This is a genomic window from Paraburkholderia sp. JHI869 (assembly GCF_038900775.1).
Classification (GTDB): domain Bacteria; phylum Pseudomonadota; class Gammaproteobacteria; order Burkholderiales; family Burkholderiaceae; genus Paraburkholderia.
In genome coordinates this window covers 19,255-39,340 of the sequence record NZ_JAYMSC010000041.1, presented here as the reverse complement: position 1 = coordinate 39,340, position 20,086 = coordinate 19,255, and the positions used below count along the sequence as shown (strand labels likewise).

Genomic DNA, 20,086 nt, shown 5'->3' with positions numbered 1-20,086 from the left:
CGCGGCACAGAGCCAACATCCGGGAGACATATCTTGACGACACGTTCCAGCGCCGAAGCGCTCTTCGCGGGCAACCGCGTAACGCTTGCCGGTTATGAGGCGCAACACTTCGGCTGGTCGGTGCAAGGCCGCGTGGCGACCATCACGCTCAATCGCCCCGAGCGCAAGAATCCGCTCACGTTCGAATCGTATGCAGAACTACGCGATCTGTTTCGCCAGCTCGCCTATGCGACCGATGTGAAGGCTATCGTGCTCCACGGCGCAGGCGAAAACTTCTGCTCGGGCGGCGACGTGCACGACATCATCGCGCCGCTCATCGATCTGCCGATGCCCGAACTGCTGATGTTCACGCGCATGACCGGCGACCTCGTGAAAGCCATGCGCCACTGCCCGCAGCCGATCATCGCCGCCGTGGATGGCGTATGCGCCGGCGCGGGCGCGATTCTCGCCATGGCCTCCGATCTGCGCTACGCCACGGCGCGCAGCAAGCTCGCCTTCCTCTTCACGCGCGTGGGGCTCGCGGGTTGCGACATGGGCGCGTGCGCGATCCTGCCGCGCATCATCGGTCAGGGCCGCGCGGCCGAGCTGCTTTATACGGGCCGCTCCGCAAGCGGAGAAGAAGGCCACGCATGGGGCTTCTACAACCGCATTTGCGAGCCCGAGGTGCTGCTCGCCGATGCGCAGAAGCTCGCCGCCGACCTGGCGTCCGGGCCGACCTTTGCGCACGGCATCACCAAGACGATGCTGCATCAGGAATGGACCATGAGCATCGACGAGGCTATCGAGTCCGAAGCGCAGGCGCAGGCGATCTGCATGGCCACGCGAGATTTCGGCCGGGCCTATGAGGCGTTTGCTGCGAAGACGCGTCCGGTTTTCGAAGGGGACTGAATTGAACGCTGCCGTTGAAACCAACCTCCACGACGCGCTCGCGTGGCCGTTCTTCGAAGATCGCCATCGCGCGCTCGCCGCGGGAATCGAAACTTGGGCGCGCGAGCATCTCGCGCACGTGCCGCACGACGATGTCGATGCAACCTGCCGCGCGCTCGTGCGCAAGCTGGGTGAAGCCGGCTGGCTGCGCTACGGCGTGGGCGGCACCGCTTACGGCGGCCACGGCGACACCATCGACACACGCGCCGTTTGTCTGCTGCGAGAAACGCTCGCGAAGCATTCGGGCCTCGCCGACTTCGCGCTCGCCATGCAGGGCCTGGGCTCCGGCGCCATCTCGCTGGCTGGCAACGACGCGCAGAAGTCGCGCTATCTGCCGCGCGTGGCGCGTGGCGAAGCGATCGCCGCGTTCGCACTCTCCGAGCCGGAAGCCGGCTCCGACGTTGCCGCGATGGCGCTCGCCGCACGCGCCGAGGGCGACGACTACGTGCTCGATGGCGAAAAAACGTGGATCTCGAACGGCGGCATCGCCGACTTCTACGTGGTGTTCGCCCGCACCGGCGAAGCGCCGGGCGCACGCGGCATCAGCGCGTTCGTGGTCGACGCCGATACACCCGGGCTCGAAATCGCCGAACGCATCGACGTAATCGCGCCGCATCCGCTCGCGCGACTGCGCTTCGCCGGCGCGCGCGTGAAGCGCAGCCAGATGCTCGGCGCCCCCGGCGAGGGCTTCAAGATCGCCATGCGCACGCTCGATATTTTCCGCACGTCGGTCGCCGCGGCATCGCTCGGCTTCGCGCGCCGCGCGATGGCCGAAGGCCTCGCACGCGCCGCTTCGCGCAAGATGTTCGGCCAGACGCTCGGCGATTTTCAGTTGACCCAGGCAAAGCTCGCGCAAATGGCGCTCACCATCGACAGCAGCGCCCTGCTCGTCTATCGCGCGGCGTGGCTGCGCGACCAGGGCGAGAGCGTCACGCGCGAAGCGGCCATGGCGAAATGGCACGCGAGCGAAGGCGCGCAGCAGGTGATCGACGCGGCCGTGCAGCTTTGGGGCGGCATGGGCGTGCAAAGCGGCAATATCGTCGAGTCGCTCTACCGCGAGATTCGCTCTCTGCGCATTTACGAAGGCGCGACGGAAGTGCAACAACTTATCGTCGGGCGCGACTTGCTCAAGGCATACAACGCAGCGTAAGCGAGCGCTTTTCAATGGAGCCGGACGACATATGAAACAAGCCCTTCTTCCCGCAGGCTGGGTCAAGCCGCGCGGCTATGCCAACGGCGTCGCCGCGCGCGGCACGCAGGTCTATATCGCCGGCCAGATCGGCTGGGATGCGAACGCGCGCTTCACGAGCCGCGAATTCGGCGCGCAGGCCGTGCAGGCGCTGCGCAATATCGTCGCCGTGCTCGAAACCGCGGGCGGCAAGCCCGAGCATCTCGTGCGCATGACCTGGTACGTCACCGACAAGAAGGAGTACCTGGCATCGCTGAAGGAGATTGGCGCCGCGTTTCGAGAGCTGATCGGAGACTACGACATCGCGATGAGCGCGGTGCAGGTGGTTGCGCTCATGGAAGACGATGCAAAAGTGGAAATCGAGGCGACAGCCGTGATTCCCGACGACGCACGTCTCACGCGCGCATAGACCGCTGCCCACGCAACGGAACGATCAGCTCAAACAGACAGCCGGAGACGCCATGCAACCCACCGCCCATGTCGATACGTTCGCACGCGATCATCTGCCGCCCGAGTCGCAGTGGCCCGACATGCTGCTCGACAACCCCGACGTCGCCTACCCCACCCGCATGAATTGCGCGGTCGAGCTGCTGGACCGCGCAATCGAGGCCGGGCACGGCGAGCGCCCGGCCATCTGGTCGGATATCGACGGCAAACCGCAAGCGACCACGTACGCCGAGCTGCTTGCGCTCGTCAATCGCAGCGCCCGCGTGCTGGTTGAAGACATGGGACTGCTGCCGGGAAACCGCGTCCTGTTGCGCGGACCGAACACGTTGCAGATGGCGGTCGCGTTCCTCGCGTCGCTGAAGGCCGGACTCGTGGTGATTCCCACCATGCCGCTGCTGCGCGCCAAGGAGCTCAAACAGATCGCCGACAAGGCACAGGTTTGCGCGGCGTTGTGCGACGTGCGGCTCACCGAAGAACTCGCGCGCTGCATGGATCCCGCCGACGAATTCTTTTGCAAAGGCATCAAGCAGGTTTGCTACTTCCACGACGAATCACCGGGCACGCTGGAAGCGCTCGCGGCAAGCAAGCCCGCCGACTTCACGGCCTGCGACACGGCCAGCGACGACGTCTGCCTGATCGCCTTCACGAGCGGCACGACGGGCATGCCCAAGGGCTGCATGCACTTTCACCGCGACGTGATCGCCATGTGCGATTTGTTCCCGCGCCACATCCTGAGGCCCACCGCCGAAGACGTCTTCTGCGGCACGCCGCCGCTCGCGTTCACGTTCGGGCTTGGCGGCCTGCTGTGTTTTCCGCTGCGCGTGGGTGCTTCGACGGTGTTGATCGAAAAGCTCACGCCGGCGCTGCTGCTCGATACGATCCAGCGTTTTCACGCGACGATCGTCTTCACCGCGCCCACGTTCTACCGGCAGATGGCGGCGCTCGTCCCACAGTACGACCTTGGCAGCCTGCGCAAGACGGTATCCGCCGGCGAGGCGCTGCCACAGGCCACGCGCGACCTGTGGCGCGACGCGACGGGCATCGAGATGATCGACGGCATTGGCGGCACCGAACTGATTCATATCTTCGTCTCATCCGCAGGCGCCGATGTGCGCCCTGGCTCGATCGGGCGAGCGGTGCCGGGCTACGTCGTGCAGGCGCTGGACAATGACCTGCAGCCCGTGCCCCCCGGCGTGACGGCCAATCTCGCCGTGCGCGGCCCGACCGGCTGCCGCTACCTCGCGGACGACCGCCAGAGCGTGTTCGTGCGCGGCGGCTGGAACCTGCCCGGCGACGCCGTTTCCATCGACGCCGACGGCTATGTGTTCTACCAGGCCCGCTCCGACGACATGATCGTTTCGTCGGGCTACAACATCGCCGGCCCCGAAGTCGAGACGGTGCTCATGCAACACCCCGCCGTGGCCGAGTGCGGCGTAACGGGCGTTCCCGACGAACTGCGTGGCCAGGTGGTGAAGGCGTTCGTCGTCTTGCACCCCGGCTTCAGCGCGGGCGACGCCCTGGTGGCCGAGTTGCAGAATTTCGTGAAAAGCGCCGTGGCGGCGTACAAATATCCGCGCTTGATCGCCTTTATCGATGCACTGCCGCGCACCGAGACCGGCAAGCTCAAGCGCTCGGCATTGCGGTCGATGTGAGGCATCGCGAAAAGAAAGAAATACCACGTAAACCGTTTAATTTCTAACGACTGCAGGCCGGTGTCCATCGAAGGATACGCGCATAATTTTGCGCAATTATCACTAAATTGGTAAATATGCGCAAAATCATGCGCATTTCTAAACGCAAAGGTCCTCGCCATCTCGATGCGCAGAATTATGCGCAAAATGTTCTATCACCACCTATAATGCGCACCATGATGCGCAAAAAAACCGCAACCCCCTCGATTTCCAACGTCGAGCGCCTGTCAGAAGGCCTGCGCGCGACGCGCCGTGAGCGCAAGCTGACCCAGCAGGCTCTGGCGGAGCAGGCGGGCGTCGCCCGCCGCACCGTCACGAACGCGGAACACGCGGGCAACGTCGGCATACGCGAACTCTGCCGTCTCGTGAACGCGCTCGGCTACGAAGTCGTGCTTCGCCCCATGGACACCGTCATCCTCGAGGACCTGAACGACATATTCAGGGACGACGAATGACTGCCAATGCCTCATTCGACCTCGAGCGGCTCCTGCGCGAAATCCGCAATCTGGAAGTCCATACGCCGCAGGGCGTAAGCGGTTTGCTCGCGCGCGAAAGCCGCTTCGTCTTCAATTACGGCGACGTGCCGGACATGACCGCCGTTTCGCTCACCATGCCAGTGCGACGCCAGAGTTATGCGAGCGGCGACCTGATGGGCATCTTCGCGATGAACCGGCCAGAGGGCTACCTGCGCTTCGTCATCGAGGAACGGCTCGCGCGTTACGGCGCGCCGAGCGACATGTTTCTGCTCTTTCTTGCCGGCACCAATCAAATCGGGCGGCTCACGTATTCCGTGCCCGGCGAGCGCGTGCCGGAGAGCGACGGCGAGCGTCTGGATGAACTGCTTTCGTCGCCCTCGGGCCAACTGTTCGAGCGCCTGATCGACCGCTACGCGCTCGGCTCGGGTATCTCAGGCGTGCAGCCCAAGGCTGTCGTTCCGCTCGCCGCGGAAGCTGCCTCGCGCCCTGCTGAGCATACGGCGCTGCCCCTGCACACCGTGATCGTGAAGGCCGAAGGCGATGACTTTCCCGGCCTCGCGCGCAACGAATACTTCTGCATGTCGGTGGCGAAGGAGGCCGCGCTCGAAGTCCCCGACTTCTGGCTTTCCGACGACGGCAAACTCTTCGTGATGTCGCGCTTCGACCGCGAGGCGAATGGCACGCCACTCGGATTCGAGGACATGAGCGTGCTTACCGGCAAGGCCAAGTACGAGGGCAGCTACGAGATGATCGCCAAGGCCGTGGACATCTATACGCGTTCGGACCCGGCGCAGAAACGCCGCCTTTTCGAGCGCATCGCCCTCTCGTGTCTGTTGCGCGACGGTGATGCCCACATGAAGAACCTGGGAATCCTCTATATCGATCCGACCGGAGCGCGCCGTCTCGCTCCAGTGTTCGACGTGGTCTGCACCGACATCTATCCGGATCTCGACGGGCGCATGGCGTTGAGCCTCAACCGCAGCAAGACGTTCCCGCTGCCGGCGGAACTCCATGCCTTCGCCCGGCGGCTCGACCTGCGGCAGTCCGAGAGCGAGGAGATCATGGGCCGCCTGCACGACGCTTATCTCACAGTCGCCGAACGCTTTGCAGACGACCGGCGATTCCACGAAGGCGATCTGCTGGCAAAGATCCGCCGCGCCGTCGAACGGCCGGGCGTCAAACCCGTCTCGCGCCCGAAGCTGGTGCGCTAGGCGCGCGAGCACTGGCATCGACCTTTGCCCGCCTACTGCAGCGCGAACGCCATGCGTTGAGCCGCCGCGTCGTAACGGCACACAACTTTGGCGCCCTCTTTCACGCCGCCCTTGAGCATTTCCTTCGCCAGTTCGTTCTCCACCGCCTGCTGCATCTTGCGCTTCAACTCGCGCGCGCCGAATTCCGGCCGATACCCATCCGAGGCCAGATAGTCGATCACGCTGTCGTCGAACGTCAGGTCGATGTCCTGGCTGCGCGCCATGCGCCGGACCTGTTCGAGCTGCAGCCGCACGATCGAGCGCAGTTCGTCGCTGGTGAGCGGCTGGAACATGATGATTTCGTCGATGCGATTCAGAAATTCCGGCCGGAAATGCTGGCGCAACTCGCCCATCACGGCGCTCTGCATCGACCCTTCGGCGCTCGTGAGGAAACCGGGTCCCGAGCGCTTCTGCCCCGAGACCACGTCGGAGCCGAGATTGCTCGTCGCGATCACGACCGTATTGCTGAAGTCGACGACGCGACCCTTGCCGTCGGTGAGGCGTCCGTCGTCGAACACCTGCAGCAGCACGTTGTAGACATCGGAGTGCGCCTTTTCGATCTCGTCGAGCAGGATCACGCAATAGGGCCGGCGGCGCACCTTCTCGGTCAACTGGCCGCCTTCGTCATGGCCCACATAGCCCGGCGGCGAGCCGATCAACCGCGACACCGCATGGCGCTCCATGAACTCGCTCATGTCGATGCGCACGATGGCGTCCTCGTCGCCGAACACCACTTCGGCCAGCGCCTTCGCAAGCTCCGTCTTGCCGACGCCCGTCGGCCCGAGGAACAGAAAAACCGCCGTGGGACGCCGGCCGCGCCGCAGCCCGGCGCGCGAGCGGCGCACCGCGTCGCTGACCGCAACGATGGCCTGCTCCTGGCCGATCACGCGCTCGTGCAGCCGCTTTTCCATTTCGAGCAGGCGCGTGCGCTCTTCGGCGGTCAACTGCGTGACCGGCACGCCAGTCAGCTTCGAAACGATCTCCGCGACATCTTCGCTCGTCACATCGGAAGTCACGGTGCCAAGCTGCCCTTTCCAGTCATTGGTGGCTTGCGCGAGCGCCTTTTCCTTGTCGGCGATCGGCTCGTCCAGCGTGTGCGCGCGCTCGAAGTTCTTGCGCGTCGCCGCGTAGTCCTGCTCGCGCCGCAACTGCGCCAGTTCCGCCTCGAGTTCGAGGATCGCGGCGGGCCGCGAGGTGGCCGAAAGATGCACGCGCGCCGCCGCCTGGTCGACAAGGTCGATGGCCTTGTCGGGCAGGAAGCGCCCCATCACATAGCGGTCCGATAGCTCGGCCGCCGAAACGAGCGCGTCGTCGCGGATGGTGACGTGGTGATGCACCTCGAGCTTGTCGCGCAGGCCGCGCAGAATGTTGATCGTCTGATCGACGCTCGGCTCGGAAACGAACACGGGCTGAAAGCGCCGCTCAAGCGCCGCGTCTTTTTCGATGTACTTCTGGTATTCCGAAAGCGTGGTCGCGCCAATGAGGTTCAGTTCGCCGCGTGCCATGGCCGGCTTGAAGACGTTGGCGATGTCGAGGCCGCCTTCGCCGCCGCCCTGACCCGCACCGACGATCATGTGCACTTCGTCGATGAAAAGCACGAGGCTCTCGCGCTGCGCCGAGATTTCCTCCATCACGCCTTTCACGCGCTCTTCGAATTCGCCGCGGTACTTCGCGCCCGCAATCAGCGCGTTGACGTTCAGCTCGACGAGTCGCCGCCCGCGCAGCGATTCGGGCACGTCGCCGTTGAGCATACGCTGGGCGAGGCCTTCGGCAATCGCCGTCTTGCCCACGCCCGGTTCGCCGATCAGCACCGGGTTGTTCTTGCGCCGGCGCGCGAGCACTTCCACCACGGTCTCGATCTCGCTCGAACGGCCGATCACGGGATCGAGCTTGCCCTCGCTCGCGAGCGCGGTGAGATCGCGGCTGTACTGATCGAGTTGCGGCGTCGCGCTCGGGCCTTTCGCGGCCGGCCGCTCGCGTTTGTCGCCTTGAGCCTCGACGAGCCGCTGCAACACCTTCTGGGGCGTGACGCCGTAGCGGCCCAGCAGATGGCCCGCAAAACTTTCCGGCACCTGCGTGAGGCCGAACAGCAGATGCTCGGGCGCGACGTAGCTGTGGCCCAGTTCGCGCGAGACGAGAAATGCGCGGTCGAGCGCGCCCTTCAGGCGCGGCGAGACGCCGATGCGGCCGTCCTCGGGCGCGCCTGCGCCTTCGCTCTTCTGTGCATTGGCGTCGATAAACGCGCGCACGTCGTCGGGCTGAATGCCGAGACGCTTGAGGATCGCCGCGCCAGCGTCGTTGCCCGCGAGTTCGTAAAGCAGATGCTCCGTGTCGACCTCGCGCCGCCCGAACTGCACGGCTCGCTCCGCCGCGCGCTGGAGCAATTCACGCGCCACGTCGCTGAAATAACGCTCGACGATGGCGCCGTCGCCCGCTTCCATCGCTTGTGGCGCAGGTTCGGCGGCCGGGTCGCTGGCGTCGCCTGCGCCGTCCGCCTGCTGCGAGGCGCGAAACAGCGCCTCCAGCGGGCTCAGGGTGCGCTGATGCCGCGTGAGTTGCGCGTAGTGATAGTCGCAGACATCGAGAAAACGCCGCCTGCCGTCCTGCAACACGGCGACCCGCACCGTCGCGGGGCGCACGCCGCAGATATCGCAGTTGAACTGAGCCATTTCGTCTCCTTGGAAGCCGTGCGCGGCACGCGCGCATACGCTGCCCGAGACCAGGAGTGGCACGAGGCATGCCCACGCGAGCGCCGCATGAATGCTCTAACGAATGCCGAAGCGAAGTTCAGACGTCATCGTAGCGTCGATTCGAACTGCGCGTCGTCAAGGAGACGTTTGCTAATCGATTAAGTGGCCTGCGCCGCGTCAAATGTCCTGGCTGGCAGCCGGGTTGGACGCATCGCGCGATTGCGCCGCCGGGTCGCGTATCCACGCGCTCAGCAAGGTGGACGAAACGGCGAGGATCACCGGCCCGATGAAGAGCCCGACGATGCCGAAGGCGAACAAGCCGCCGAGCACGCCGGAGAGAATCAGCAGCATCGGCAGATTGACGCCGCGGCGAATCAGCACCGGACGCACGAGATTGTCGAGCATGGCGACCATCACGGACCACACTGCGAGCAGGATGGCCGTGATATGCGCGTCGTGCACGAACAGCCAGATCACACCGCCGAGCAACGGCAGCGTCGGGCCGATCTGCGCGAGACAGAGCATGAGCATGACGGCCGTGAGCACGCCCGCACCCGGCACCCCAGCCACCCACAGGCCGATGCCGCCGAGCGCCGACTGCAGGATCGCCGTGACGACGATGCCCAGCGCCACCGCGCGAACCGAAGCGCCCGCGAGCTTGACGGCCTGCTCGCCATAGACCGGCGTGAGTCGAACGGCGAACCGCGTGACGTAGTCGGCAGCATGTTCGCCATTGCTGTAGAGAATGCCCGTGATGATGACAGTGATGAACATGTGCATGACGAACACGCCCACCGAAGCGGCATGGCCGATCAACCAGTGCGCCACGATCGTGGCGTACGGCTCGAGCTGCGCAAGCAGGCCGCCAGGGCCAGCGTCGGAGAACTCCTTCCACTTGCTGGTAATGCGAGAGCCGACCACCGGAATGTCGCTGACCCATTGCGGCGGCGCCGTCAACGCATAGTCGGGCAGCTTGCGGATCAGGTCCATGATCTCGCTGCCGTGCAACGCGAGCGTCGAGATGGCTTCATAGAGCGGCAGGACGATCACGACCAGCAGGATCAGCAGCATGACGAGCGTGGCGAGCCAGCGGCGGTTGCCGCAGCGCCGCTCGATGGCCTTCATGGCGGGCCAGGTCGCGACGACGATGGTCGTGGCCCAGATCAGTCCGGGCAGGAACGGGCGCATGACGTAGAGCGTGCCGATCGTCAGAGCGCAGAGTATGGCGACAACGAACAGGATGCGGGCAAGGTCCGGCGTGGCTTGCGGCTTCACTTACTTCTCCTCACAGCAGGGCGCGCCTCATGGCGCCGACGCGCTAGTCTATATCGGATACGCTACGAATCCCTTTTGAAAGTGTCGCAGCGGCCCGCCCGGAACGCACCACTCTGGAATAATGGCCCTTTCCAGGTTTTCCCCGACCCTGCAACGAAGAAGAGCCAGCCATGTCCGCAACCGATACGAAACTGCCCTGCGTGCTTCTCACCAACGACGACGGCATCGACGCGCCCGGCCTCGCCGTGCTCGAAGCCGTGGCCGCCGAACTCGCGCATGAAGTCTGGGTGGTCGCGCCCGAACACGACCAGAGCGGCACCTCGCACTCGATCAGCCTGCATACGCCGCTGCGCGTCTCCCGGCGCGGCGAGCGGCGCTTCGGCGTGCTCGGCACGCCCGGCGATTGCGTGGTGATGGCGGTGCGCCAGCTCATGGGCGATGTGCGCCCCTCGCTCGTGCTCTCGGGCATCAACCGCGGCGGCAACCTCGGCGTCGAGACGATGTTCTCGGGCACGGTGGGCGCTGCGATGACGGGCCTTTTGCTCGGCCTGCCGTCCATCGCCTTGAGCCAGACCTTCCGCGACCGCGAGCGAGTGCGCTGGGACACCGCACGCGCACTCGCACCGGACGTGATTCGCCGGCTCGCCGCCGTGGCGCACGATGCGCCCGTCTGCCTGAACGTGAATTTTCCCGATATCGACGCGAGCGCCGCCGGCCCGCTCACGGTCACGCGCCAGGGCGTGGGACTCGTGCAGGGCATCGACGTCGTGCCGCAGATCGACCCGCGCGGCATGGATTACCACTGGCTGCGCTTCAATCGCGGCCCGCGCGAAAACGGGCCCGACAGCGAAACGGCCGTGGTGAACTCCGGCCGCGTTTCGGTCACGCCGCTGCATTTCGACCGCACCGACGAAAAGACCTTCGCCACGCTGGAGACGGCGCTCGGCGCTGCCGCCTGAACATGGCTCTGTGATTATTCGCGCGCGGGGGCCGTCATCGCCCGCGCGATCGCGTCGCGAATGTCATCAGGAATGCCAATCGACTTGTGAGTGTCGAGCGAGGTGGTCACGATGGTCTGGCGTGCCGCCATGCGCAGCACGCCGTCCACGCCCGTGCAGGCCCACGCGAGCGTAAGCGAGGCCCCGCCCAGGCGTTCGACGTCGAGCGAGAGCCAAACCTCGTCGCCCATCTTGCTCACCGCCTTGAAATCCACTTCGAGCCGCACGGTCGGCATACCCACGCGCCGCCCGCCTATTACGCCGTGATAGCCCTCCTGCGGCAACAACTCGTCGATCCACGACTCGACCAGATCGTTGAAGAGGACGAAATACTGCGGATAAAACACGATGCCGGCAGGATCGCATTCCGAGAAGTGAATCTTGTGTTTGCGGCGGTACGTGGGCGTCGCCATGCGTGTGTCTCCTTTCATGCCTGCTCGTCACTGCCCGCGCCAGCGTCAAATCACGAGCCGAGACACCTTCACGCCTTCGACCGACACCCCTGCCATGAGACCCGCATTGGTCAACACGAACGCTTCCACGGGGCTCGTCGCAGTCGAGGTATCGACGTTGCCGTTCGCGCCCACGGTGACGACCGCCACCGTGGCGTCCGCGCCTGCCGACCAGCCCTGGCTGCTCGTGAAATCGTTGAGCGCCACCGGGTTCATGAACGCGAAGATGATCGCCTTCGACTGCGCGCCGATCTGCAGGCCGAACGAGCCCGCAATGGTGCTGTAGTAGCCGGTCGTGCGTCCATCCACGCGCAGCGCGCCGGTGCCGTACTGCCCGCCGAACCAGAAGCCCGCCGAAAGGACCTGCGGAAAGACGAGCACGCCGCTCGACTTCGAGATCAGTTCCTGCGACCCGCTCACCGTGCTGAAAAGGCGGGCGAGCGTGGCGTCGACGCCGGCGTCGATCGAATTGCGCTTCGCCGTGTTCTGCGAGGCGCTGTCCTGCCCGCCGAGCGGCGTTGTCGTGCAGCCGGTGAGCGCAAGGCCGCTGGCGGCGAGCGCGGCGCTGGAGCTGAGGAGAAATTGACGTCGGCGCATTAGGGAGTTCCTGTGCAAATGGGGCTTCGATTGCTCGCGCCGGCCGATCGTGGACAGTCGGACCGCGCGCAAAGCGCTACAGGATAGCGCGCATGGCCGTCGCCGGGGAAAACCGGCATTGTGCCCGGCTGCGGCGGCCATGACCGCTCATCCTTGGGGGTATAGGACCATGCATCGGGCATCGAGTTCTCATAGAGATGTAAGGAAATCCCCACCCGCGGGGGTTTCGGTGCAACGCAGCATCGTCCCGCTTCTTCTGCTGCTTCTTCTGCCGCTTCTTCTCCCGCTTCTTCTCCCGCTTTTCGAATTCCTTCGATATCGCCAGGCCGACCCCGGTCGCAACATGGTGGACATGTCGAGGCGCAGGCTGCGACTGCCCACCCAGCCGCGTCACGGCTCATCCCCGGAAGAGATTCGCCATGTACCCCAGCACGCCAGACCGATCGACCCAACCGCACAGGCCCACGCTCACGCGCGTCTGCGACCGCCTGAGCGGCGCCGGCGTCTATCTGCTGCCACCGCTCTACGTGGGCTTCGTCGCCATGCTGTTCCTGCTCTGCCAGGCCCCGGTCGGCGCCGTCTGGCTGCTGACCGCGGCGGGCGCGCTCGCCGGGGCGATGAGCCTCTGCTCACTCGTCTTCTACGCGGCCAGCAGCGCGCGAGTCGCCTCGCGCCAGCCGGCAGCGCTGCGCGCCATGGCCTCCCACGGCACGGTACGCCTGGTGCCGCAGCGTTTCGTGCAGATGACCACGCGCACCTGCAGCCAGCACTGCGCCGGGACCGATGGCGCGCGCACGCGATTCACGGTGTCGTGCTTTCACGCACACTGCAACGCAGGCAACCCAGACAAGGAAACCGCCCGAGCGACCAACTGAGTCCCGCACCGTCAAATCAACGCACATTACGTGTAGGCAAACTCCGATAACGATCAGTAATCCCTGACTTATAATGACTCAGACCACGACAGAGCAACGCGCGCGCTGAATCTGGGCTCTGTGGGTCTCGCCCTCCGGCTCATCCGACTTCAGGCGACACGCTCACGACCATGACGAATGCAACGCAAGATGTGCGGATCGTGGTGGCCGACGACCATCCGGTCGTGCTGACAGCGATCAGCGATTACCTCGACGGCATGCCGGGCTTCAGGGTGGTCGCAAAAGCCACTACCGGCGCGGGGCTCATCGACGCCTTGCGCGACACCGAGTGCGAGCTGATCATCACCGACTTCTCGATGCAGGGCGACGTCGAAGACGAAGACGGCCTGCGCCTCGTGAGCCGCTTGCGGCGGCTCTTTCCCGACACGCCGGTGATCGTGTTCACGATGGTCACCAATGGCGGCATCCTGCACCAGCTTGCGCAACTCGGCGTGGCCGGGCTCATCGGCAAGGATGAGCCGATTCCGGCGCTCGGCGAAGTCTGCCGGCGCGCGCTCGTGGAACCGGGCACGGCGCTTTCCGCGCGGATTGCCGAACGTCTCGCCAAGGAAGGGTCGACCGCCGACGAGTTTCAGCGCAACCAGCCGCTGTCGCCGCGCGAACTCGAAGTCGTGCGGCTCTTCGCACTCGGCCTGAGCGTCACCGAAATCTCGAAGCGGCTGAACCGCTCGGTGACCACCGTCGCCACACAAAAGCGTGCGGCCATGCGCAAGCTCCATCTCGAATCGAATGCCGATCTGATCCGTTACGCCGGCGAGCACGGATTCGCGTGATGCCACGCTCGCGACGCCTGGACGCCTCGACGCAAGCCTCGCCCTACGAGGCGCTCAAGGCGCTGGAGCGCAATCTGAAACGCGAGCGGCGCGTCTTCGCCATGCTCACCGGCCTGCTGATTTTCGCGGCGCTGTGCATGGCGGCGATCGCGATCGGCAGTGTCGGGTTCGCCACGCTGCGCACGCAGGCCCTCGAAGCCGCAAACCGGAGCGCACAGGCGAACACGCGCATCGAGCGGCAGTTCGCGATGATCGGCACGACCGCTGTGCTCCTCGTGCTCGACAACGCTTCCCCGTTCGCGGCTCAGGTGAACGCCGCGGCGGCGGCGCGCTGCGCGCCGACCTTCGAAGGTCTGCCGGGCGCACCGGATTTGAGTACAGTGTGCGACCGATTCGTCGCTGCGGTCTCGACCGTTTCGACCGATGTGCCGATCATGCTGATGCGTATCGACGGCAGCGCCGCGTACGGCCACAGTCTCGCGCCAGGAGGCACGCCGTTGCCGCCCGCCGACGCCGCGCGCTTGCTGGCCGACACCGTGCACCTGCGCATCGTGGCCCGTGGCCAGAACATCGTCGCCGTGGCCAACGCGATCAAGGTCATCTGGTTCCGGCCGCCGCCGGCGCTCGGCTTCGCGCCCAATCTCGTGCTCGGCGCGCTGACGGTGTCTCTGGACGGCAAACCCTACGCATTCGCGATCTCCAGTGTGAATCTCGACACGTTCGGCCGCTCCGGCGCGGACCATGCGCCCGCAATCGAGCCCACCCTGTTCAACGTCGACGGCGCCATGCTCGCGGGCCCGCTTTCGCCTGCGGGCGCACAGTATCTCGACCGCGTGGTCGCATCGCTGACTCCCGGCAGCTTCCATATGCTGCCGAGCTTTGGCTTCGTGCTGCGCGAGCCGCCGCTCGCGCGCGACTTCGGCCACTACATGATGGCGATCTCATGGAGCAATCTCTTTGACCTGATCAGCACGCCGGTCCTCGTCATCCTCGCGCTCACGGCCGCCCTCGTCGCCATGCTCCTCGCGCTCTCGCGCTACTGGAACCGCCGGGTGCTCGCCCGCACCTACGACGAGGCGACCCGCGCGCTCGAAGGCGAGTTGCTCAATCACCTGCTCGTTCATGCCACGCCGGTCGGGCTGTGCATCGTCAGGCGCAGCAACTTCGAGATCGTCGTGGCGAACCAGATCGTGCGCAACGTGCTCGGCCTCGACGAGCACGCAACGCGTCTGCCGAGCGCCCTGTGCGCGGAATTCGAAAAGCACTCTCCGTGGCCCGAAGCCGCGACCCACGGCGAGAAGACCCCGGTGTACGAGCTGCCTTACTCGCTCGAGCGCACCGGCGAGGAAGGCCTGCATCTCGCCATCACCTATGCGAGCGCCACCATGAACCACGAAGACGTGTTGTTCTGCGCGGTCGCCGACATGTCGAAGCACTACGAGGTGGAGCGGCTGCTGCGCGAAGCGAAGCGCCTGAGCGACGAAGCCGCGCGTGCGAAAGTGAGCTTCTTCGCGGCCATGAGCCACGAGATCCGCACGCCGCTAGGCTCGCTCGTCGGCAATATCGAACTGGTCGCGCGCGGCCCGCTCGCGCCGGAACAAGGTGCGCGCGTGCAGGCCATGCAGATTTCGGCGGCCGAACTGCTGCAGATCGTGAGCGACGTGCTCGACTTTTCGAAGATCGACGTCGGCCAGATGAAGCTCGTCGAAGCGCCCGGCTCGATCGCCGGCCTGCTCGTGCGTATCGCGCTCGCCCATGCCCCGCTCGCCGTGCGTCAGCATCTGCCGTTCTATCTCGTGATGGACCGCGGCATTCCGGACCAGCTTCACTTCGACGCCGTGCGGCTCGCGCAGATCGTCAACAACCTGCTCAGCAACGCGTTCAAGTTCACTCGCTCCGGCAAGATCGTGCTACGCGCGCGCTGGCGCGAAAGCGCGCTGGAGATCAGCGTGAGCGACTCGGGCGGCGGCATTCCTGAAGACCTCAAGCCGCACCTGTTCCAGCCGTTCACGCAAGGCGACGCCCAGAAGCTCACGCAGGCGCGCGGCACCGGCCTCGGGCTTTCCATCTGTGCGCGCCTGACCGAGCTGATGCGCGGGCGCGTCGCGCTCGACAGCACGCTCGGGGTGGGCACGCGCGTCACGGTCACGCTGCCACTGCGCCCCGAGGGCGAAGCCACGGCAGGCGAAGCATGGACGCTGCCCGACGCGCATCCCGCCATGTTGTGCCGGGCGCCCGAGAACCACGAGTGGCTCGCCAATCTGTTCGACGCGCGCGCGAGCACGCCAACCTTCCTGAGCCTCGATGAGCCGACGCACGAGGGCGCGTTCGACTACCTGCTCGTGACCGACGAGTTCACTCGCGAAGACGTTGCACGGCTCTGGCCTACCGGCACGAAAATCGTGTGGCTGCGCCAGGACGGCCCGCTCGTACCGCTCGAACTCGCGGGCGGCGCGGTCGAAGTGAGCTTGTACAGCCTGAGCGCCATCCGCGCGGCGACACAGTTGCAAGGGCGCGGCGCGGCGTTGGCCGGTGAAGCGCCGCGCCCCGCCGGCATACCCGACAACGTCGAACATTTTGCAGCCCTGAATGTTCTGATCGCCGAAGACAATCTGCTCAATCGCGGCCTGTTGCGCGACCAGTTGCGTACGCTCGGCGCAAGCGTGGTCGAGGCGAAAAATGGCGAAGAAGCGCTCGCCCGGCTCGACGAACATGACGTGGATCTCGTGCTGACCGACCTGAACATGCCGGGCATGAACGGCAACGCGCTGCTCCAGGCGGCGCGCGCGAAGTTCCCGCTTCTGCCGATCTACGCAGTGAGCGCCGACGCGCTACCCGAACAGATCGCCCAGGGGCGTGCACTGGGCTTCTCGGATTACCTCACCAAGCCGCTCGCCCTCGCGGAGCTTGCCCGCGTGCTGGCCTCCGTGACCACGCAAATCCACGCGGGGCAGGAAGTTCGAACGGCTGAAGCGCCCACCGAGACAGTTGCAGAGGATGCCGAACCAATGGCAGATGATGAGCTGCCCCGCTTCCCGGCCCTCATGCCCGCGCTCGCCGACCTCTTCGTCGAACAGGCCGGGCGCGACATCGCCGAATACGCGGACATCTCGCAGAGGCGCGACTTCAAACGCTTGCGCGAATGGGCACATCGCGTGTCGGGCGGCCTTGCGGTGCTAGGTCCGTCAATGCTCAACGAAGCCTGCCTCGAATTGCGCGCGACACTGCGCGAGACAGGTGAATGGACCGACGATGTGAGCGATCTGTCGGCGGCCGTCGTCGAAGAGCTCGAAGCGCTGCGCGCGCTCGCCGCGCACCGCGACGCTGTGTGAGCGTGAGTGGGGTGCGCACCGCCACGTGACGCCGCGCAACTCGATGCACTACCGCGCTGCGGCAGTGGTGCGTGCGCCTGCAGAACATCGCGCCGCGCTTATTGCCACCCTCAGGGTGGCGCGCCTGCGTGCCCAAACGCGAAATGCCGTGTTAGACTCCGCCGCGCAATCATTCTCATTCTCATGAATTCACGCAAGCATTCACTGCTGACCGCATGGCTTGGCCTCGTCGCCATGTGGCTCATCGTGCTTGCGCCGCTCGTGAGCCAACTCGTCGCCGCGCAGCACGCGCATGAGCCGGACGCCACGCTCTGCTCGGCCATCCAGCCGGCCGGGGCCAGTGGCGCGCCGCATCTTTCGCACGACGATGCATTCGGCGCATGCGGCTACTGCCATCTGCTCGAACATCAAGTGGCGATGCCTTCGATCGCCGCGCCCGAGCCGCTGGCCGCCCTCGTTCTCGCGCGCGAGACGATCGCGCCGCCCGTCACGCACGACCTCCCCTTAGGCGCCTTCCCTTCGGGCAGACCGCGCGCCCCACCCGTCCTTTCCTGAGTTACGCCGTTACCGTCCGGCCGATCGCGATCTGATTGCGTGCGCAACGAGCACGCTCGGCGCGCGCGGCCGCTCGATTCCCGCTTTCAGGAAGACCTTTCATGTCCACGCTCGCCACGCGTGGCGCTGGCGTTCGCTCGCGCGAACGTGCAACGCCGCGCGCGCGGCAATACGCCGGGCGCTTCGCGCTCGCCATGTTGCCGCGCGTCTTGCCGCTGCCTCTTATTGCGCCCATCGCCGTTCACGCAGCCCTTGCCGCCGAGGCGCAAACGCCCGATGCCAACCCGGCCGCGACGCTGCCAACCGTCACGGTCAGCGCCACCGCACGCGGCACCGCGACGCCCGCCGTCGACCCCAACCTGCCCGCGACGGTGGAAACCGTCACGCCTGCGCAATTCGGAAACTGGAACGTCGTCAATACCGAGGACGTGCTCAAGTACCTGCCGAATCTCGCCGTGCGCAAGCGCTACGTGGGCGATCTGAATTCGATCATCGCCGTGCGCGGCACGAGCAACACGCAAAGCGCGCGCGGCCTCGTCTATGCCGACGGTCTGCTGCTCTCCAACCTGCTCGGCAACAGTTACAGTTTTCCGCCACGCTGGTCGATGGTGTTCCCCGACCAGATCCAGCAAGTGGATGTGATCTATGGGCCGTATTCCGCGCTCTATCCCGGCAACTCGCTCGGTGCGACCGTGCTCATCACCACGCGCATGCCGAAGCAGTTCGAAGCAAACGCGGACGTTAAAGCGTTCACCCAGCATTTCAGCCTTTACGGCGTGAACCAGAACTTCAACGGCAGCGAGACGAGCGCTTCGATCGGCGACCGTATCGGCAAGTTCTCGTATTTGCTCGGCGTGAACCACCTGGAGAACACGAGCCAGCCGCTGCAATTCGCCACGCTCGCGCAGTCGACGAAACCCGCCCAACCGGGCGACACGCCCGTGCATGGCGCGTATTTCTACAACAATCAGACGAACACGCCGACGGTCGTGCTCGGCGTGAACGGCGAAGGCATGCAGCACACGGTGCAGGACCAGTTCAAGCTGCGCATGCAGTACGACTTCACGCCCACCGTGCAAGGCGGCGTGACGCTCGGCTATTGGCACCAGACCTACAACAACGCTACATCGACCTTTCTTTACGACGCGAATGGCAACCCCGTGTACAGCGGAAAAGTGTCGATCAACGGCTACGAATACACCGTACCCGCCGCAGCGTTCGCACCGAGCCGCGGCTGGAGCGAAAACTGGCTGTATGGCGCGTCGCTGCGCACGCATCAGGCAACGGGCTGGAACGCGGAAGCCATCGCTTCGTACTACGACGTAAGCAACAGCGTGGCGCGCACAGCGAATGCGGGCGGACCTGGCAACGGCCCCGGCGTCATGACGCTGGGCGACGGCACCGGCTGGAAGACCCTCGACCTCAAGGCGACGTGGACGCCCGCCACGCCCGAAGCCGGCCTCGCCGCGCACTGGCTCACGTTCGGCTATCACTACGACGACTACGCGCTCGACAACCGCACGTACAACACGCTCGCGTGGCGCGACGGCGGCGGGGAAAGCTTCGCCAATGCATTCGCGGGCAAGACCGAAACCCAGGCGGTCTACGCACAGGACGCCTGGCGCTTCCTGCCGCGCTGGAAGCTCGTGTACGGCGTGCGCTACGAAAACTGGCGCGCATACGACGGCTATCAGGCACTCGGCGGCGTGAACGTGCCTTACGCGAACGTGGGCGATCATCACTTCTCGCCGAAAGCCTCGCTCTCGTACGACGTGACCGACGACCTCACGCTGCGTGCATCGATTGCGCGCGCCTACCGCTTCCCGACTGTGAGCGAGTTGTTCCAGGGGCAGGTGAACGGCTCGTCCATCGTCAACAACAATCCGAACCTGCGGCCCGAAGACGATCTCTCGAAAGAACTGAGCGCTGAATGGGCGCATTGGAACGGCCTCTTTCGCTTGACGCTCTTTCAGGACGACGTAAAAAACACGATCTTCAGCCAGACCGATACGACGGTCATTCCGAACGTCACGAACTTCCAGAACATCGGCAAGGTGCGCTCGCGCGGCGTGGAAACAAGCTACCAGGGAGAAGACGTCATGCTGCGCGGGCTCGATCTCGCGGCGAACGTGGCGTATACGCAGTCGAAGATTCTGGAGAACGCGCAGAACCCGGCGAGCGTTGGCAAGTACTTCTATCGCATTCCGCTGTGGCGCGCCAATCTCGTCGCGACCTACCGCTTCGATGCGCGCTCGGCGCTCACGCTGGCCGCGCGCTACTCGGGGCGCCAGTACAACACGCTCACCAACACGGACACGAACCCGAACGTGTTCGGCGGCACGAGCACCTACACGGTCGCCGACGTGAAGTACACCTTCCGGCCGACGAAGAAGAGCGAGATAGGCGTGGGCGTCGACAACCTGTTCGACGCCCGCTACTTCGTCTATCACCCGTATCCCGGCCGCACGTACTACCTCGAAGCGAAGCTCGGCATGTGAG

At 65.4% G+C, this 20,086-nt stretch carries 16 protein-coding genes; 12 read left to right on the top strand and 4 right to left on the bottom strand.

Annotated elements, in window-relative coordinates:
- Positions 1 to 33: 33 nt before the first annotated feature.
- From VSR72_RS38885 to VSR72_RS38860, 6 genes are all read left to right on the top strand, one after another.
- Positions 34 to 888, top strand: coding sequence for an enoyl-CoA hydratase family protein (locus VSR72_RS38885; protein ID WP_342957513.1), 855 nt, complete (start codon positions 34 to 36; stop codon positions 886 to 888).
- A 1-nt stretch (position 889) separates the two neighbouring features.
- Positions 890 to 2,077 carry an acyl-CoA dehydrogenase family protein gene (locus VSR72_RS38880; protein WP_342957512.1) on the top strand — a complete coding sequence of 396 codons (1,188 nt, stop codon included), beginning with the start codon at positions 890 to 892 and terminating at the stop codon, positions 2,075 to 2,077.
- A gap of 31 nt (positions 2,078 to 2,108) precedes the next feature.
- Positions 2,109 to 2,525, top strand: a complete 417-nt coding sequence (locus VSR72_RS38875; protein WP_342957511.1) for a RidA family protein — start codon at positions 2,109 to 2,111, stop codon at positions 2,523 to 2,525.
- Positions 2,526 to 2,577: 52 nt separating this feature from the next.
- Positions 2,578 to 4,215: an AMP-binding protein gene (locus VSR72_RS38870; protein WP_342957510.1), complete on the top strand. Its 1,638-nt coding sequence runs from the start codon at positions 2,578 to 2,580 to the stop codon at positions 4,213 to 4,215.
- A gap of 128 nt (positions 4,216 to 4,343) precedes the next feature.
- Positions 4,344 to 4,709 carry a helix-turn-helix domain-containing protein gene (locus tag VSR72_RS38865; protein WP_342957509.1) on the top strand — a complete coding sequence of 122 codons (366 nt, stop codon included), beginning with the start codon at positions 4,344 to 4,346 and terminating at the stop codon, positions 4,707 to 4,709.
- Positions 4,706 to 5,941, top strand: a complete 1,236-nt coding sequence (locus VSR72_RS38860) for a type II toxin-antitoxin system HipA family toxin (RefSeq protein ID WP_342957508.1) — start codon at positions 4,706 to 4,708, stop codon at positions 5,939 to 5,941. Before VSR72_RS38865 ends, VSR72_RS38860 begins: the two co-directional genes overlap by 4 nt.
- A 32-nt stretch (positions 5,942 to 5,973) precedes the next feature.
- Here VSR72_RS38860 and VSR72_RS38855 read toward each other — a convergent pair whose 3' ends face one another.
- Complete coding sequence (locus VSR72_RS38855) at positions 5,974 to 8,649, bottom strand: ATP-dependent Clp protease ATP-binding subunit (protein ID WP_342957507.1); 2,676 nt, start codon at positions 8,647 to 8,649, stop codon at positions 5,974 to 5,976.
- 198 nt (positions 8,650 to 8,847) lie between these two features.
- Positions 8,848 to 9,945: an AI-2E family transporter YdiK gene (gene ydiK, locus VSR72_RS38850; RefSeq protein ID WP_342957506.1), complete on the bottom strand. Its 1,098-nt coding sequence runs from the start codon at positions 9,943 to 9,945 to the stop codon at positions 8,848 to 8,850.
- Positions 9,946 to 10,115: 170 nt separating this feature from the next.
- Between ydiK and surE the strand changes: the two genes are divergently transcribed.
- Complete coding sequence (surE, locus tag VSR72_RS38845; RefSeq protein ID WP_342957505.1) at positions 10,116 to 10,904, top strand: 5'/3'-nucleotidase SurE; 789 nt, start codon at positions 10,116 to 10,118, stop codon at positions 10,902 to 10,904.
- A 14-nt stretch (positions 10,905 to 10,918) separates the two neighbouring features.
- Here surE and VSR72_RS38840 read toward each other — a convergent pair whose 3' ends face one another.
- Together VSR72_RS38840 and VSR72_RS38835 are read right to left on the bottom strand one after the other, a co-directional pair.
- Positions 10,919 to 11,356 carry a thioesterase family protein gene (locus VSR72_RS38840; protein WP_342957504.1) on the bottom strand — a complete coding sequence of 146 codons (438 nt, stop codon included), beginning with the start codon at positions 11,354 to 11,356 and terminating at the stop codon, positions 10,919 to 10,921.
- A 45-nt stretch (positions 11,357 to 11,401) separates the two neighbouring features.
- Positions 11,402 to 11,992 (bottom strand): YSC84-related protein, encoded by a 591-nt coding sequence (locus VSR72_RS38835; RefSeq protein WP_342957503.1) that lies wholly within the window; start codon positions 11,990 to 11,992, stop codon positions 11,402 to 11,404.
- Positions 11,993 to 12,411: 419 nt separating this feature from the next.
- Here VSR72_RS38835 and VSR72_RS38830 point away from each other — a divergent pair, with 419 nt between their 5' ends.
- The 5 genes from VSR72_RS38830 to VSR72_RS38810 all read left to right on the top strand — a co-directional run bounded on the left by VSR72_RS38830 (position 12,412) and on the right by VSR72_RS38810 (position 20,085).
- On the top strand, positions 12,412 to 12,867 hold the full coding sequence (locus tag VSR72_RS38830; protein WP_342957502.1) for a hypothetical protein: 456 nt from the start codon (positions 12,412 to 12,414) through the stop codon (positions 12,865 to 12,867).
- A 170-nt stretch (positions 12,868 to 13,037) separates the two neighbouring features.
- Entirely contained in the window at positions 13,038 to 13,700 is a 663-nt protein-coding gene (locus VSR72_RS38825; RefSeq protein ID WP_342957501.1) for a response regulator transcription factor, read from the top strand.
- Entirely contained in the window at positions 13,700 to 17,032 is a 3,333-nt protein-coding gene (locus VSR72_RS38820; protein WP_342957500.1) for an ATP-binding protein, read from the top strand. Before VSR72_RS38825 ends, VSR72_RS38820 begins: the two co-directional genes overlap by 1 nt.
- Positions 17,033 to 17,215: 183 nt before the next feature.
- Positions 17,216 to 17,587 (top strand): DUF2946 domain-containing protein, encoded by a 372-nt coding sequence (locus VSR72_RS38815; protein WP_342957499.1) that lies wholly within the window; start codon positions 17,216 to 17,218, stop codon positions 17,585 to 17,587.
- A gap of 101 nt (positions 17,588 to 17,688) precedes the next feature.
- Positions 17,689 to 20,085, top strand: coding sequence for a TonB-dependent receptor (locus VSR72_RS38810; protein ID WP_342957498.1), 2,397 nt, complete (start codon positions 17,689 to 17,691; stop codon positions 20,083 to 20,085).
- The last annotated feature ends 1 nt before the right edge of the window (position 20,086 follow it).

Excerpts from the sequence above, each read along its gene's own strand:
- VSR72_RS38875 (WP_342957511.1), top strand. The coding sequence starts at position 2,109 with ATGAAACAAGCCCTTCTTCCCGCAGGCTGGGTCAAGCCGCGCGGCTAT.
- VSR72_RS38870 (WP_342957510.1), top strand. The coding sequence starts at position 2,578 with ATGCAACCCACCGCCCATGTCGATACGTTCGCACGCGATCATCTGCCG.
- VSR72_RS38865 (WP_342957509.1), top strand. The coding sequence starts at position 4,344 with ATGCGCATTTCTAAACGCAAAGGTCCTCGCCATCTCGATGCGCAGAAT.
- VSR72_RS38860 (WP_342957508.1), top strand. The coding sequence starts at position 4,706 with ATGACTGCCAATGCCTCATTCGACCTCGAGCGGCTCCTGCGCGAAATC.
- VSR72_RS38855 (WP_342957507.1), bottom strand. The coding sequence starts at position 8,649 with ATGGCTCAGTTCAACTGCGATATCTGCGGCGTGCGCCCCGCGACGGTG.
- surE (WP_342957505.1), top strand. The coding sequence starts at position 10,116 with ATGTCCGCAACCGATACGAAACTGCCCTGCGTGCTTCTCACCAACGAC.
- VSR72_RS38840 (WP_342957504.1), bottom strand. The coding sequence starts at position 11,356 with ATGGCGACGCCCACGTACCGCCGCAAACACAAGATTCACTTCTCGGAA.
- VSR72_RS38835 (WP_342957503.1), bottom strand. The coding sequence starts at position 11,992 with ATGCGCCGACGTCAATTTCTCCTCAGCTCCAGCGCCGCGCTCGCCGCC.
- VSR72_RS38830 (WP_342957502.1), top strand. The coding sequence starts at position 12,412 with ATGTACCCCAGCACGCCAGACCGATCGACCCAACCGCACAGGCCCACG.
- VSR72_RS38825 (WP_342957501.1), top strand. The coding sequence starts at position 13,038 with ATGACGAATGCAACGCAAGATGTGCGGATCGTGGTGGCCGACGACCAT.
- VSR72_RS38820 (WP_342957500.1), top strand. The coding sequence starts at position 13,700 with ATGCCACGCTCGCGACGCCTGGACGCCTCGACGCAAGCCTCGCCCTAC.
- VSR72_RS38815 (WP_342957499.1), top strand. The coding sequence starts at position 17,216 with ATGAATTCACGCAAGCATTCACTGCTGACCGCATGGCTTGGCCTCGTC.
- VSR72_RS38810 (WP_342957498.1), top strand. The coding sequence starts at position 17,689 with ATGTCCACGCTCGCCACGCGTGGCGCTGGCGTTCGCTCGCGCGAACGT.